Consider the following 14,711-nt stretch of genomic DNA (forward strand, 5'->3'; position numbering starts at 1 on the left):
AGCTGGCTGAGACGCAGCGGTGACGCCACTGTGACATCCGACTACAACCCGATCGGGTTAGCCACCAACAGCGAAGCCGACCTTGCGAACATCCGACGGCGCGATCTCGACGTAGGCGATCCGGTCGGTGGGCACGATGTACTTGCGGCCCTTTTCGTCGTCGAGGCGGAAGATCCCGTCGCCGGCCCTCAAGGCGTTCGCGACCAGTTCCTCGACCTCGTCGGGCGACTGGCTGCTGGACACCACGAGCTCCCGCGGCGTGTCCTTGATGCCGATCTTGACCTCCACGTGGGACCTCCGCTTGAAAGTTCGAAAAATCACTGGTGCGCCAAGGCTAGCCGAAGTGACCTCAGCCGAGCCCCAGCACCTGCATGCGCTTGGTGTGCCCCTGCTGCAACCGGCGGAACAGCGCGGCGATTCCCGAAAGGTCGCCGGAGCCCTCGACGATCAGCTCGGCGAGCCCGTCCCGCTCGGCGACGACGTACTGGGCCTGCGTCAACGCCTCGCCCAGCAGACGGCGGCCCCACAGCGCGAGCTTGTCCCGCGCCTTCGGGTCGGCCTCGATACCGGCCGCGACTTCGCGCTCGGCGAACGCGGAATGTCCCGTGTCGGCGAGCACGGTGAGCACCAGATCCTTGGTCTCGGGATCGAGCCAGCTGGCCATCTCGCGGTAGAGATCCGCTGCGAGCCCGTCTCCGACGTAGGCCTTCACCAGGGACTCGAGCCAGGAACGCGGCGCCGTGGAGGCGTGCCAGGCGTCGATGTGCCCGACGAACGGCCGCATCGCGTCCTCGATCGCGACGCCGTGCCCCGCGAGGTGCTTGGTGAGCAGGTCGTAGTGCCCGATCTCGGCGGCCGCCATGGACGCCAGCGCGGCCCGGCCGGACAGCGTCGGCGCGGTGCGCGCGTCCTCGGCCATGCGATCGAATGCGGACAATTCCCCATAGGCGAGTACGCCGAGCAAATCGACTACGCCCTCACTGATCTGCTTTGCCTCCGTCACGGCGGAAAGGGTATCGCCGAACACACCTTCGGGGTGGTGAAGAGACCGATCCCACCCTCCCCGGCGCGCCGGGGGGTTTGGCCGGAAAGAGAGCCTTCCCACCTCCGGCGCGGCGGGGACTATCCGAAAACCGCAGATCAGGTAGACTGGCGGCCGGATACGACGGATCATCCGTCCCGGATCGGGACGCTGCTGCGGCTGAAGGACAGCCGGTGCGGCCCTGATCAGCGCAAGAATGATGTGCGTGCACGCCATCCTGCGGCATTCCCACGAAGGGCCGCTTCAGCGCCAGTAGCGCGGAGCCCGAGCGAATTTTCGTGGTCGAGTGTCGATCGGTGACCAGGGCAGTGCGCGCTGGTCACGAGAGAGGCGAGCACCCTGACCACGAACGAACCCACAACTGTTGAGAACACCACCAACGGAGTGCCGGAGGCCGTCGCGCTGGAGCACAGCGAATCGGGCCCGGCGGCGCTCGACGTGTCGCACCCGCTGCAGGCGGGCGCACCGGTGGAACCCGAGGCCCCCACCTTCGCTTCCTTCGGCGTCAAGCCCGAGATCGTGAAGGCGCTGAGCGAGGCCGGGATCGAGCGCACCTTCGCCATCCAGGCCCTGACGCTGCCCCTGGCCATGGCGGGCGACGACCTGATCGGCCAGGCCCGCACGGGTATGGGCAAGACGCTGGGCTTCGGCGTCCCGCTGCTGCACCGCGTCGAGGTCCCCGGCGACGGCACCCCGCAGGTGCTGGTCGTCGTGCCGACCCGCGAGCTGTGCATCCAGGTCGCGAACGACCTCAAGGGCGCGGGCAAGCACCTCGGCATCCGCACGCTGGCCATCTACGGCGGCCGCCCCTACGAGCCGCAGATCGCGGCGCTCCGCAACGGCGTCGACGTCGTCATCGGCACCCCCGGCCGCCTGCTGGACCTGGCCGAGCAGAAGCACCTGGTGCTGGGCAAGGTCCGCGGGCTGGTGCTGGACGAGGCCGACGAGATGCTCGACCTCGGCTTCCTGCCCGACATCGAGCGCATCCTGCGGATGGTCCCGGACAAGCGCCAGACCATGCTGTTCTCGGCGACCATGCCGGGCCCGATCATCACGCTGGCTCGCACGTTCCTCACCCAGCCGACGCATATCCGCGCCGAGGAGAACGACGCCGGCGCCATCCACGAGCGCACCACCCAGTTCGTCTACCGGGCGCACTCGATGGACAAGCCCGAGCTGATCGCCCGCGCGCTGCAGGCCGAAGGCCGTGGCCTGACGATGATCTTCACCCGCACCAAGCGCACCGCGCAGAAGGTCGCCGACGAACTCGTCGAGCGCGGCTTCGCGGCCGCCGCCGTGCACGGTGACCTCGGCCAGGGCGCCCGTGAGCAGGCGCTGCGCGCGTTCCGCTCCGGCAAGGTCGACGTGCTGGTCGCCACCGACGTCGCCGCTCGCGGTATCGACATCGACGACGTCACGCACGTGATCAACTACCAGACGCCGGAGGACGAGAAGACCTACGTCCACCGGATCGGCCGCACCGGCCGCGCCGGGCGCACCGGCGTCGCGATCACCCTCGTCGACTGGGACGAGGAGCCGCGCTGGAAGATGATCTCGGACATCCTCGGGCTCGACATGCCCGAGCCCGCCGAGACGTACTCGTCGTCGAAGCACCTGTTCAGCGACCTGGGCATCCCCGAGGGCACCACCGGCCGCCTCCCGCTGTCGAAGCGGACCCGCGCCGGTCTTTCGGCCGAGGTCGAAGAAGATCTGGGCGGCAAACGCCGCGGCCGTGGCCAGGGGCCGGCGAAGGAAGAAGAAGCCCCCCGCAAGCGCAACCGCGCGCCGCGCAAGCGGACCCGTGGTGGCGCCGACGCGGCCGCCAAGATCGAGGCCGCCGACGCCGCCGCGAACGCTTCCGCTGACAACGCCGAAAGCCAGAGCGAGGCCGCTTCGGAGGGCCGCACGCGGACCCGTCGCCGTAGCCGTGGCGCCGCGAAGCCGAGCCCGGAGGTCAGCGGCCCGGCCGTCGAGAAGGAGGCCGGCGACAGCGCCGAGCGTCCGGCTCGCCGACGCCGCCGTCGCCGTCCGTCGGCGACTTCTGATACACCTGCGTCGGCAGACTGAGCTTTCATACTGCGGACATGGGGAGCTAGGGGCACGTGAGCGAACGCTGGGACGCCGCGCCGGACGACGAACCGGCGCGGCCCGTGCCCGCCGATCCCGGGCAACCGGACGGCAGCGAGCCGGAGACGGCCGAAATCGCGATCGGCACGGAAGACGTGCTGGACGCCGATCCCGCCCAGCCGGTGGCCGACGAGCCGCCGCTGGGCGGGAAACGCGCCCGGCGCTCGCCGTGGAACCGCCCGCGTGATCGCGTGATCGCCGCGGCGATCGTGGTGGTCGTCGCGGTCACCGGCGTCGTCATCGGCGTGACCAGCGACAACGCGGCGACGGTCGCGCAGGTCGCCGCCACCCTGCCGCCAGGGCTTCCGCCCGCGCCGGCGGAGGTTCCCGGCTCCCTGAGCGAACTGTGGCAGGCGCCGAGTTCGGCGACCCCGGTCCCGATCGGCGAAGCCAACAGCGTCGTCACCGCGGACAAGGGCGAGGTCCTCGGCCGGGACCCGTACACCGGCGAGGTCCGGTGGCGCTACTCGCGCGATCTCGAACTGTGCACCGTCGCGCTCGCCGGGATCAAGGTGGACGCGGTGTACCGCAAGGACACCGGCTGCAGCGAGGTCACCCAGCTCGACGCGGGCACCGGGCGCCGCACGGCGCAGCGCAACGGCGACGCCGAACTCGGCACCAGGCTGGTCGTCGACGGATCGCACGTCACCACGACCGGCAAGAAACTGCTGAACACCTGGCGCGACGACCTGGTCAAGAGCATGGAATACGGCCAGGTCCCCGCCATCGTGAACCCGAACAAGCAGCCGAGGACCGGCTGCACCTACGGCTCGGTGGCCGCCGCGGCGGGCAAGATCGGCGTGATCGAGCGCTGCCCCGGCGACCCGGCCGACCGCTTCACCGTCTACCGAGCGACCAACGACGAAGCCGACGACCCGAAGGTCGACTACAGCACCGTCCTCGCCGGCAAGAACGCGAAGGTCGTCGCGATGTCCGGCGATCTCGCGCTGATCGTGCTGCCCGAGCAGAAACTGCTCGTCATCTACGGCGGCGACGGCCTGCAGAAGTCGGCGTACCCGCTCGACGTGCCCGAAGCGGACATCACGCCGGATCCGGTGGGCGGCGTCATGACGACCTCGTGGACCGCGCAGGGCGTCTACTGGTTCACCGGCTCGAAGACCATGGCGTTCTCACGGGACGACCTCACGCCGCGCTGGACGCTGAACAACTCCACCGGCCCCGGGGTGACCTTCGGGGAACAGCTGGTCGTGCCGATCCAGGGCGGGCTCGCCGTGCTCGACGAGACGACCGGCGCCACTATCCGCACCGTCGGCGTCGACCGGCGCGGCTACACCGGCCCGGTTTCGCTTTCCTCGGTCGGGCCGGTGCTGCTGGAACAGCGCGGCCCCACCCTCGTCGCCCTCAAGTGACCGGCGGGCGGTAGCAAAGGTCCCTTGCTCCCGCCGGCCGTCAGCGCGTCGTCGAAGTCCTGGAAGTACGCAGCCGGCTGACTTCCTTCCAGCACCATTTGCCGCCTTCGCTGGCGAGCGTGCCGGTGGCGGTGCCCGGCCGCCCCGCGACGGTCAGCGTGACGGCGACCGTGTACTTGGTCTCGGAGACCTTCGTGACCGGGCCGAGCGAAGCGTCCGACGCTTCGTTGACCCGCTCGATGATCTGGTCGATGTCCTTCTCGGCGCTCCCGCACTTGAGCGCCGTCAACGCGGCCCTGTCATGGGCGTTGATGCCGTCGATGATCGCCTGCGCGGTCCCTTCCGGGCCGGATGCCTTCTCGGCCTTGTCGTCGCTGAGGAAGAACCCGGGCGCGACGAATCCGGTGATACCCAGCGTGAGCACCACGACGGCAGCGGCGGCGATGCCCACGATCAGGCCGGTCTTGTTGTTCTTCGGGGGCGCGGGCGGCCCGCCGAAGCCCTGGCCGTACTGCTGCTGCTGTCCGTAGCCGGGGTACTGCTGCTGGGGGTACGCGCCGCTCTGGTCGTAGCCGCCCTGCTGGTACTGCGGCTGGCCCGGGTACTGCTGCTGTTGCCCTGGGTACTGCTGCTGCTCGGGATACGGCTGCCCCGGCTGCTGCCCTGGGTACTGCTGCCCGCCCTGACCGTGGTCGGGCTGTCCGGGCTGGGGTGGGTAGGTCATCGACAGTGCCCTTCGTCTTCGCTGCGGGGCAGCGTGTTCATCCACGACATGCCCAGTGAGCCACATTTTCGCAAGGACGGGACGCTTCTTCCGTCGATGGCACCTTCCTGCCGGGTCAGTTCCACCAGAACAGGCTCAGCGCGGCCGTCACGCTCACCACGACCACGAGACCGGCGCCGCCCGCGGCACGGCCGTTACGCGAGTCGGCGACCCGTTGTGCCAGCAAAGCGACGACCGCCGCGACCGGGTGGCCGATCAGCATCAGGAGCCCCGGCCCCGGCGCGCCGGTGAACAGGCAGAGCGAAGCGATCGCGATGACACACACCGCCAGCACGGCCATCCCGGCCGCGAGCGCTCCGGTCAGCCCGCGCCAGAACCGGCCGCCTTCGGGCGTCACGGGCTCGTCCGCGGGCGGAATGGTCGCGAGCTCTTCGGTGTCCGGTGACGACACGCCTCGTCTGTCCAATCGTCTGGTTTCGAGAATCTAGGGCGCCAGCAACTCCCACGGCTGAGCCGCGGGCCCGGCCTCCTGGCCTGCCGCGCAACTGGGCCGGAAGTCGCACCATGAGCAACGACGGCCAGGGCGCGCCGGGAACAACACGTCCTCGTCGCCACCGGCGTCCAGGGTATCCGCCGCCAGCCGCAGGTCCCCGGCGGTCTCGTCGGCGCGTTGGAGATGCCGCTTCAGGCTCTCTTCGGTGTGCTCGGCGGCCGCGATGGTTCCGGTGGGCACGTGGTGCAGCTCGACCTGGTAGCACGGCGTCCGCAGCGTCCTGGCGGCCGCGACCGCGTACAGCGCCAAGGCCTGCGACGAGCGCGCCTCGTACTCGTCCGGCGCGCGGCGGCCGGTCTTGTAGTCGATGATCACCAATTCCCGGCCGCGCTGATCGATCCGGTCCGCGCGGCCTTCGATGATGAGGCTGGGGCCGCTGCCCGGCTCGAGCGTGACCGGCGCCGAAACCCAGCGCTCCAGCCCGACGGGATCGACGCTGACGTCGTTGTGCTCGACGTACTCCGCGACCCAGGCCTTGGCCCTGGCGCGATACCGGGCGGCCTGGTCGGCGTCTTCGAACCCGGCGTCCTTCCAGTGTTCGGCGACGAGCGCCATCGCCCGCTGCGGCACGCGCTTGATCACCGGCAGGTCGAACAGCGCCCGCAAAGCGTTGTGCACCACCGCACCCAGCGTGCTGTGTGCCCACGCGCCGGTGCGTACCGGAGACGGGCGGTCGAGATACGCCATGCGGTAGCGGCGCGGGCAATCTTCGAACGTCGCGAGACGCGCGGGCGAGACCTTCGTCAGCTTGCGCGGCGCTTCGACGCCGAAGTCGAAACCAATCTGCTCCATCGGATCACCCCGCGCGCAACGCTACGCACCCCCACCGACACTTTTCGAGGGGATCCCCGGGAACGGGAGCAAGGGACCTTTGCTACCACTTCGGGCCTCAGGCTGCGCGGCGATCCGTGAAGGCCTCCTTCACTACCTTCAGGGTAGGCAAGGAGTCCTTCACGACATGCTGCGGCCGCGAAAGACAGCAAGGGACCTTTGCTACCACCTGTTCGCGGTCCGGCGAGCCCGAGAAGGGTTGATGTCCCCCAAGGTGCCCTTCGAGACGCTGAACGTCTCCAAGGGCACCTTCGGGACACCGAACGAACCGGGAGCAAGGGACCTTTGCTACCACCCGCCGCCGGTCACGTGCCCGAGATGAAGCCCTTCACCGAGTTCGCCACCAGCTCGACCGCGATGGCGGCCAGCAGCAGACCGGCGATCTTCGCCAGCAGCGTGATCCCGCTTTCCTTGATCAGCCGGATGACCACGCCCGAGTACCGCATGCACAGGTACAGCACGAAGTGCACCGTCACGATGGAAAGCGCGAGAGCCACGTACGCGCCGACGTGCCCATCGGCCTGCCGCACGAAGACGATGGTCGCGGCGATCGCGCCCGGACCGGCGAGCAGCGGTGTCCCGAGCGGCACGAGGGCGACGTTGACGTCGTCACCGGCCGCCTCGGCCTCACCGCCGGTCTTGCCGGTCAGCAGTTGCAGCGCGATGAGCAGCAGCAACAGCCCGCCCGCGCCCTGGAGCGCCGGGATCCCGATGCCGAGGTACGACAGGATCGCTTGTCCCGCAACGGCGAACAGCGAGATCACCAGCAGGGAGACCAGCACCGCCTGCCGCGCGGCCTTGGCGCGGAACGCCACCGGTTTGCGGCCGGTCAGGCTCAGGAACACCGGCACCGTGCCGGGCGGGTCCATGATGACGATCAGTGTGATCGTCGCGCTCATGAACAGGCGCGCGTCGAAGAAGTCCGTGATCGTCACCGCGTCACGACCTGGTAGCCGGTCGAGCGCGCGACGAGTTCTTCGAGCGCGAGCGGGTCGGTGGTCTCGTCGCCGAGATCGATGGTCTTGTTCGTGCCGTGGTAGTCGCTCGAACCGGTGCGCACGAGCCCGAGCTCCCCCGCCAGCCCGTGCAGCTGGACGCGGGTCTCCTCGTCGTGGTTCGGGTGGTCGACCTCGACGCCGGTGAGGCCGTGCTCGGCCAGCCCGGCGAGCACGTCGACGGTGATGGTCGCGCCGCGCGTGTAGGCGAAGGGGTGCGCGATGACGGTGACGCCGCCCGCCTCCGCGATCATGTCGATCGCGTCCTCCACGAGCGTGTCCTGCCGCGCCACGAAGTAGCCGCTGCCGTTGCCGAGATAACTCCCGAAGGCCTCGTTCACCGACGAGACGACGCCCGCCCGCACCAGTGCCTGCGCGAGATGCGGCCGCCCGGCCGAACCGTCCTCCGGCAACAGCGACATGACCTCGTCGGGATCGACCGGCAGGCCGTCGGCGGCCATCCGCTCGGCCATCACGCGCAGCCGCCATCGCCGCTCCGACCGCAGCCGGGCCTGCTCGGCCACGACCGACGGCGACGCCGGGTCGAAGAGGTACGCGAGCAGGTGGACGCTGATATGCCGCCCGGTCACCGGATCGACGGAGATCGTGGACAGCTCGGCGCCGGGGACCAGCGTGAGCCCCGGCGGAAGTGCCTCGGCGGCCGGGGCCCAACCGGCCGTGGTGTCGTGATCGGTGATCGCGACTACGTCGAGGCCCGCCTTCGCGGCGGCGGCGACCAGCCCGGCAGGGCTGTCGGTGCCGTCGGAGGCGGTGGAGTGGGCGTGCAGGTCGATGCGCATCGCCGCTCAGTATCGACGATGCTCCAGGTCACAGCGACCCCGGGACCTGCGCTAACCGACCTTCTTCTTGCCGCGCGCCGCACGCTGGGCCTTGATCATCGAAAAGCGCTCGGCCTGCTTTTGCTTGTCGCCGAAGACGAGCTCGGAAATCGTGTCGTAGAACTCTTCCGGCTTCGGCAGGTAGTCGATGCGGTTCAGCGCCTGGATCTGACCGGCGGACTCGACCACCATGGTCCCGTACCCCATCATCCGGCCCCACGCCGAACGCTCGTAGGTGAGGTCGGTGACCTTGGTGATCGGCATCATCAGCACTTTCGTGGTGAAGACACCGGTGGTCATGACGAACCGTTTGTCCGTGACCACCAGGCGCTCGACCCACCACTCCATCACCACGTACGCGAAACGCAGGATGATGAGCAACGCGGCATACCAGAGGATGTTCTGGATGACCCACGCGGCGGGCGGCAACAGGTAGGAGACCAGGACGCAGACGGCCAGCAACGCGGCCGTCTCGAAGGTTTCCCACAACAGCACAGCCCAGTGCCGGCGGATCCGGATGACCCGCCGCTCGGTGTCGAGGAGATACTCGTCTGGATCGCGTGGGGCGAACATACCGATAGAGTATCCGCTCCCCCGCTAGCTGAAGACGTTGCTGACGAAGGTGATCACCGATTCGGCCGAGTCACGCAGGAAGCCGATGATGTTTCCCACGAGGCCCGCGGCCTGACCTGGCTGCGCGATCACGAAGAACAGCACCAACGCGATTCCTGCGAAAGTGAGGAGCTTTTTCGCGTTCACAGCGATCAATCCTGTCTCTTACGGTGACTGACTGCGGATACTGACCATTCATTTTGTACCGCACCTTCCACCGGCGCGGGAGGGAAGTCCCGCGCTTGGGTCAGCCGGCGAGGGGAAGTGTACCGTATGGCTACTCTCCGTGTACAGGACAGCCATTGTCAGGAAGCCCGCGTCTACCATTCGGGAATGAACACCGTTTCGGACAGCACCGTCCGCTGCGTAGGCGGCATCGTCCACGACGAGCTGGGGCGGATTCTGCTGATCCGGCGCGCGAATGAACCCGGACGTGGACTCTGGTCGGTTCCCGGCGGGCGTGTCGAACCGGGCGAAACGGACGAAGCGGCCGTTATTCGCGAGATGCGCGAAGAGACCGGGCTGGACGTGACGCCGGGCACATTCGTCGGCAACGTCCGTCGCGGCCCGTATGACATCCATGACTACGCCTGCGCGGTCGCCGGCGGCACTCTCCGCGCCGGGGACGACGCCACCGACGCCCGGTGGATCGACGCCGAAACCTTGATCGAACTCGACGAACACGGCCACTTGGCCGAACTCCTGTTCGTCACTCTCCGCGATTGGGGAGTGCTGCCGACCGGCGAGTTCCCGCCGTCCTGACACCCGCTGTACACGATTCGGCAAAAGACGCGGGGATAAAGCAGCGAGAGAGGCGAAAATTAGCCTTCCCGACGCATTGCCGACATCTCGACGGGCCGAATGGGGTAAACCTGGCAGCCGGGACTCAAACCGGCAGCCAGGTCATCCGCTGCCCGTGCGGGGCCGTCCGGGCCAGTGCCCGCACGTCCGGGACACCCGAGTCCCAGCGCACGAGCCCGAGCACGGCCTGGTCCACCGGTTCGGCCAGATCGGTCCTGCCGGGCACCAGGGATTCCAGCGCGGCGGCGTAGAACTCCTCGCTGACCCACCACACCGGCCGGTCCGCGGCGAGTTTCCGGAGCGCCTCGATGAAGTCCGCCCGCCGGTCCCCCAGGTACGCCAGCACGTGACTGGTCAAGACCACGAGCGGAGCGTCGGCGGGCAGGGTGGCCGCCGCGGCGGCGAGATCGTCGACGGCGTCGCCCGCGATCAGCTCCGGCCGCTGCTTGCCCTGTGCCGCCGCGGCCGTGCGCAGGAGCCGGATCCGGTCCGGCTGGTCGGCCCAGACGCAGGCTTCGAGCCAGGCCAATTCATCCTCGTCGGCCAGGTCCACCGGCGCGCGGTCGAGGCCGGCGCGGGCGGTGATCGTCAGCTTCTTCGGCACCTTCGGCGTGACGGCGCCGGGCGCGAGGTCCAGCGCGCAGTGCAGCCCGACGGCGGTCTTCGCGGGCCCCGCGGTGAGCTGCTCGCCGCCGTCGCATTGGTAGCGGTAGGCGTATTTGTCCATGCCGAGGAGCAGCCCCGCGCTGCAGCCGACCTCGAGCAGCGCGATCTTGCCGCCCGCCTCCTTCGCGGCCGTCGTCATCGCGGGATAGAGCAGCGCGGCACGGCGGACCTCGTTGGTCTGCGTGTACCGCGAGGAGATGATCGCCCGCGCCTTGTCCGCCCGTTCCAGCAGGAACGAGCGGAACAGCGGCCACGTCTCCGAGTCCACGCCGTCGAAACCGCCGACGGACGGGTAGTACCGCGAGAGCGGGTGGATGGGGTCGGCCTGGATGAGCCGGTGCGCCGTCGCCATGAGCAGGGTTCCGCGCGCTTCACCGCCACGCGCGTCGGTCAGGAGGCCGGCGACGTCGTCGTCCTCGGCCGCCTTCGCCGCCAAGTGCTCGTACAGCGGCGAAACACCGGCCGCCTCGACCGTCGCGAACTTCCGCAGACGGCTTTTGATCTCATCCAGCCCGATGGGCATCGACGCGCTCCCTCTTCCCGTTCGTGGCACCTATTATTCGTGCGGGACCGGGCGGCCGGGCTGCTCACCGCCCCTGCTGTCACCGTAAGACCGCTTCGGCACCATCACCTTGCGACGGAAGACACACACGATCGTGCCGTCCTGCTTGTAGCCGCGGGTCTCGACGTAGACGACACCGCGGTCGTCCTTCGACTTCGACGGCGTCTTGTCCAGGACCTCGGTCTCGCCGTAGATCGTGTCGCCGTGGAAGGTCGGCTTCACGTGCTTCAGCGATTCGACCTCGAGGTTCGCGATCGCCTTGCCGGACACGTCCGGCACCGACATCCCCAGCAGCAGCGAGTAGATGTAGTTGCCGACCACGACGTTCTTGCCGAAGTCGGTGGTCTCCTCGGCGTAGTGCGCGTCGAGGTGCAACGGATGGTGGTTCATGGTGATGAGACAGAACAGGTGGTCGTCGTACTCGGTGACCGTTTTGCCCGGCCAGTGCTTGTAGACCGCGCCGACCTCGAACTCTTCGTAATAGCGACCGAACTGCACCCATTCCTCCTGCACGAGTAACGCGGCGTGAGCCTGGAACGACAGGCCTTCGTGTTGAGGAGTACCCTCGACCATTGGTGTCGGGTCGTCAACGCGACCCACACCACTGCGTAACCGTCCGCCGAGCCAAGGAGGTGAGGAACCCGATGTCCAGTGGCGATAGTCCGCTTCCTAGTAGTCGCAGCGTTTCCGCCTTCACATCTCGCCGGATCCCCACCTGGCAGGGCTGACGAAACCGGGAACGCTGGCCTAGCCGAGCGGCCCCCCGACCGCTTGGCCCGTCGTCTTCGCGCATCAACGCACGACGTCTGCCCAGGAGATCCCATGCCTGCCATTCCCTCGCTCGGCGGCCTTCGCGGCCGGAGCAACGGCCGCGCCAAGAGCGTCCCCGAACGCCCGCTGCCCGTCCCCCTTTCGGCGTACGTCGTCGATTGCGCGGTGTACGTGGAGGGCAAGCGCCTGCCCGGCCGCTGGACGCACGCCGAGGCCATCAAAGAGGTGCGCAAGCGGCACGCCGGGTTCGTCTGGATCGGCCTCCACGAGCCCGACGCGGTCCAGATCCAGGGCATCGCGGACACTTTCGGCCTGCACGAGCTGGCCGTCGAGGACGCGCTCGAAGCACACCAGCGGCCCAAGCTGGAGCGCTACGACGACACGCTGTTCATGGTGCTGAAGACCGTCCGATACGTCGAGCACGAGTCGCCCGCGACGGCGAACGAGATCGTCGAGACCGGCGAGCTGATGGCCTTCCTCGGCCGCGACTTCGTGATCACCGTGCGGCACGGGAACCACTCGGGGCTCGCCAGGCTGCGCCGCGAACTCGACCAGGACCCCGAGCGGCTCGATCTCGGGCCGTCCGCGGTGCTGCACGCGATCGCGGACCACGTCGTCGACCACTACCTCGACGTCACCACGGCGATCGAGTCGGACATCGACGAAATGGAGACCCACGTCTTCGCCCCGCGCTCCAAGGTGAGCGCCGAGCAGATCTACTTCATGAAGCGCGAGGTGCTGGAGCTGCGCCGCGCGGTCATGCCGCTGGGGACGCCGCTGCAGCGCCTCGCCGAGGGGTACACACGGCTGATCCCGGACGAGGTCCGCTCCTACTTCCGTGACGTCTCCGACCACTTGACCACCGTGGCGGAGCGGGTCGCGAACTTCGACGAACTGCTGACCACCCTGGTGGACGCGACACTGGCGAAGATCACGCTCCAGCAGAACACCGACATGCGCAAGATCACCGCCTGGGCGGCGATCATCGCGGTCCCCACGGCGCTGGCCGGCATCTACGGGATGAACTTCGACTACATGCCGGAGCTGCATTGGCGGTTCGGCTACCCGGTGGCGATGACGGTCATCTTCGGCGTCTGCATCCTGCTCTACCGAATATTCAGGAAGAACCGCTGGCTCTGACCTCTTCCCGCTTTCGGTAGTACCTGGAGTTCCCCATGCCAAGGATCCTGACCAACCTCAAGTTCTGGGCGCTGGCGTTCTGCGTCGTCTGGCTCGGCATCGTCGTCGCGATCATCGCCAAGGACCCCGCGTTCGCGCACGGCCCGAAGTAGCGCGTCCGGCATTACGCTGGAGCGTATGAAAGCGCTGGTCGTCGCGGACGAGGTCGAAGAGCGGTTGTGGACGTCCGCCGTCCGCAACCACCCCGCCGACCTCGTGATCGGCGCCGGTGACCTGCCGTACGACTACCTCGAGTTCCTGGCGGGCGCGCTCGACGTGCCGTGCGTCTTCGTCCCCGGCAACCACGACCCCGACCTGTCCGGCTACACGCGCTACGGCGGACTGTCCATGAAGGACGGTTTCCCCGCCGTGTGGCCCGGGCCGGCGGGCGGGGTGAACGCGGACGGCCGGATCGTCGACGTCGGCGGGCTCCGGTTCGCCGGGCTCGGCGGCTCGGTGCGGTACAACGACGGCCCGAACCAGTGGACGCAACGCCAGCAGGCACGGCGTGCCCGGCGGCTGGTGCACCGGGCCCGGCTCCGCCGCTGGCGGGACGGGCGGGACGTCGACGTCCTGCTCACGCACGCGCCGCCGCGGCACTGCGGCGACCGCGAGGATCCGCCGCACCGCGGCTTCGACTGTCTCCATCGCACGATCGAGTTGTTGCGCCCGAAGTGGTTGCTGCACGGGCATATCCACCCGCACGGTGAACCCGTGCCGGACCGGGTGGTCGGCGGGACCACGGTCCGCAACGTGGTCGGGCACCGGATCATGGAGTTCTCATGAAGGACACGGGCTTTCCCCGCGCGGACGCGGAGCACGACTTCCTCCGCGCGCGACGGCGTCAGGTGCTGTCCCGGCTGGCGAACTGGCTGCGCCGCGAACCCGACGACGTCAACATCATGCTGCCGTTCCACGAGGTGGTCGACGCGCTCGGCTATCTCGGCGAACGGAAGATCGGGGCGCGGGTGATCCGGCTCGATTCGATCGTCGGCAGCGTCGACCGCGGACGCGACTTCGACCGGCGCTTCCGTCCGACGTCCGGGCGGGTTCGCGAACGCTGGGAACGGCTGGCGCTGGCCACCCGGCGCGGCGAGTCGATTCCGCCGATCGAGGTGTACCGCGTCGGCGAACTGCATTTCATCATCGACGGGCACCACCGCGTTTCGGTGGCGCACGCGATGCGACTGTCCACAATAGAGGCGATGGTCACCGAGGTGCGGACCAAACTGGACCCGAGCGGGATCCGGTACCGCGGCGACCTGATCGTGAAGGACTACCGGCGGCTGTTCCTGGAACGCGTCCCGCTGTCGGGGCAGGCGCGGGCTTCGGTGGTGTTCACGGACCCGTGGGACTACGCGCGGCTCGGTGAGCACGTCGAGGCGTGGGGTTTCCGGCTGATGCAGGACGAAGGCGCGTACTCGGACCGCGCGACGCTGGCGCAGCGGTGGTTCGACGAGGAGTTCGTGCCGGTGGTGGCGATGCTGCGGCAGGCGGATCTGATCGGCTCGCGCACGGACGCCGAGGCGTATCTGTGGGTGGCTTGCGAGCGGTACCGGCTGATCCGGACGCACCGGTGGGACGACGAGGTCTTCGAGGCGGTGCGGTCACAGTCCCGCTGACGCCCCCTCGCGTGCTA

17 protein-coding genes are annotated in these 14,711 nt (G+C 68.8%); 6 read left to right on the forward strand and 11 right to left on the reverse strand.

Translation table 11 applies throughout. The annotated features are described in order from the left end of the window. Positions 1-57: 57 nt before the first annotated feature. Both ACXIZN_RS27770 and ACXIZN_RS27775 read right to left on the reverse strand, forming a co-directional pair. Positions 58-288 carry a DUF3107 domain-containing protein gene (locus ACXIZN_RS27770; RefSeq protein ID WP_005167610.1) on the reverse strand — a complete coding sequence of 77 codons (231 nt, stop codon included), beginning with the start codon at positions 286-288 and terminating at the stop codon, positions 58-60. A gap of 61 nt (positions 289-349) precedes the next feature. Continuing rightward, positions 350-1,003 (reverse strand): ferritin-like fold-containing protein, encoded by a 654-nt coding sequence (locus ACXIZN_RS27775; protein ID WP_034313407.1) that lies wholly within the window; start codon positions 1,001-1,003, stop codon positions 350-352. Between the two features lie 507 nt (positions 1,004-1,510). On the opposite strand from ACXIZN_RS27775, the gene ACXIZN_RS27780 reads away from it, so the two are divergent. Both ACXIZN_RS27780 and ACXIZN_RS27785 read left to right on the forward strand, forming a co-directional pair. Then, positions 1,511-3,109 carry a DEAD/DEAH box helicase gene (locus ACXIZN_RS27780; protein ID WP_457960612.1) on the forward strand — a complete coding sequence of 533 codons (1,599 nt, stop codon included), beginning with the start codon at positions 1,511-1,513 and terminating at the stop codon, positions 3,107-3,109. Between the two features lie 35 nt (positions 3,110-3,144). Then, on the forward strand, positions 3,145-4,539 hold the full coding sequence (locus ACXIZN_RS27785; RefSeq protein WP_457957898.1) for an Rv3212 family protein: 1,395 nt from the start codon (positions 3,145-3,147) through the stop codon (positions 4,537-4,539). Between the two features lie 40 nt (positions 4,540-4,579). Here ACXIZN_RS27785 and ACXIZN_RS27790 read toward each other — a convergent pair whose 3' ends face one another. The 7 genes from ACXIZN_RS27790 to ACXIZN_RS27820 all read right to left on the reverse strand — a co-directional run bounded on the left by ACXIZN_RS27790 (position 4,580) and on the right by ACXIZN_RS27820 (position 9,240). Continuing rightward, a complete protein-coding gene (locus tag ACXIZN_RS27790; protein ID WP_457957899.1) occupies positions 4,580-5,263 on the reverse strand; it encodes a hypothetical protein in 684 nt (227 codons plus the stop codon). Positions 5,264-5,378: 115 nt separating this feature from the next. Beyond that, on the reverse strand, positions 5,379-5,714 hold the full coding sequence (locus ACXIZN_RS27795; protein ID WP_457957901.1) for a hypothetical protein: 336 nt from the start codon (positions 5,712-5,714) through the stop codon (positions 5,379-5,381). A 33-nt stretch (positions 5,715-5,747) separates the two neighbouring features. Continuing rightward, positions 5,748-6,608 carry a RecB family exonuclease gene (locus tag ACXIZN_RS27800; RefSeq protein ID WP_126736335.1) on the reverse strand — a complete coding sequence of 287 codons (861 nt, stop codon included), beginning with the start codon at positions 6,606-6,608 and terminating at the stop codon, positions 5,748-5,750. A gap of 344 nt (positions 6,609-6,952) precedes the next feature. After that, a complete protein-coding gene (locus ACXIZN_RS27805; protein ID WP_360092225.1) occupies positions 6,953-7,582 on the reverse strand; it encodes a MarC family protein in 630 nt (209 codons plus the stop codon). Then, positions 7,579-8,442, reverse strand: coding sequence for a PHP domain-containing protein (locus ACXIZN_RS27810; RefSeq protein ID WP_457957903.1), 864 nt, complete (start codon positions 8,440-8,442; stop codon positions 7,579-7,581). The genes ACXIZN_RS27805 and ACXIZN_RS27810 overlap by 4 nt, the downstream gene beginning before the upstream one ends. 51 nt (positions 8,443-8,493) lie before the next feature. After that, positions 8,494-9,054, reverse strand: a complete 561-nt coding sequence (locus ACXIZN_RS27815; RefSeq protein WP_034313292.1) for a PH domain-containing protein — start codon at positions 9,052-9,054, stop codon at positions 8,494-8,496. Positions 9,055-9,078: 24 nt separating this feature from the next. Next, on the reverse strand, positions 9,079-9,240 hold the full coding sequence (locus ACXIZN_RS27820; RefSeq protein WP_005167589.1) for a hypothetical protein: 162 nt from the start codon (positions 9,238-9,240) through the stop codon (positions 9,079-9,081). 186 nt (positions 9,241-9,426) lie between these two features. Here ACXIZN_RS27820 and ACXIZN_RS27825 point away from each other — a divergent pair, with 186 nt between their 5' ends. Then, positions 9,427-9,855, forward strand: coding sequence for an NUDIX hydrolase (locus ACXIZN_RS27825; protein ID WP_457957905.1), 429 nt, complete (start codon positions 9,427-9,429; stop codon positions 9,853-9,855). Between the two features lie 124 nt (positions 9,856-9,979). Here the strand turns inward: ACXIZN_RS27825 and ACXIZN_RS27830 are convergent, their stop codons facing one another. Further along, the gene (locus tag ACXIZN_RS27830; protein ID WP_457957907.1) at positions 9,980-11,083 is read right to left on the reverse strand and encodes a DUF2332 domain-containing protein; all 1,104 of its coding nucleotides are present in this window, start codon (positions 11,081-11,083) and stop codon (positions 9,980-9,982) included. 33 nt (positions 11,084-11,116) lie between these two features. Next, the gene (locus ACXIZN_RS27835; RefSeq protein ID WP_225949972.1) at positions 11,117-11,695 is read right to left on the reverse strand and encodes a MaoC family dehydratase; all 579 of its coding nucleotides are present in this window, start codon (positions 11,693-11,695) and stop codon (positions 11,117-11,119) included. Between the two features lie 249 nt (positions 11,696-11,944). On the opposite strand from ACXIZN_RS27835, the gene corA reads away from it, so the two are divergent. From corA to ACXIZN_RS27850, 3 genes are all read left to right on the forward strand, one after another. Then, positions 11,945-13,033: a magnesium/cobalt transporter CorA gene (corA, locus tag ACXIZN_RS27840; protein WP_034313298.1), complete on the forward strand. Its 1,089-nt coding sequence runs from the start codon at positions 11,945-11,947 to the stop codon at positions 13,031-13,033. Positions 13,034-13,210: 177 nt separating this feature from the next. Then, positions 13,211-13,858 (forward strand): metallophosphoesterase family protein, encoded by a 648-nt coding sequence (locus tag ACXIZN_RS27845; protein ID WP_457957909.1) that lies wholly within the window; start codon positions 13,211-13,213, stop codon positions 13,856-13,858. Further along, positions 13,855-14,694, forward strand: coding sequence for a chromosome partitioning protein ParB (locus ACXIZN_RS27850; protein ID WP_457957911.1), 840 nt, complete (start codon positions 13,855-13,857; stop codon positions 14,692-14,694). The genes ACXIZN_RS27845 and ACXIZN_RS27850 overlap by 4 nt, the downstream gene beginning before the upstream one ends. Positions 14,695-14,711 lie beyond the last annotated feature (17 nt).

Source organism: Amycolatopsis sp. TRM77291, assembly GCF_054166285.1.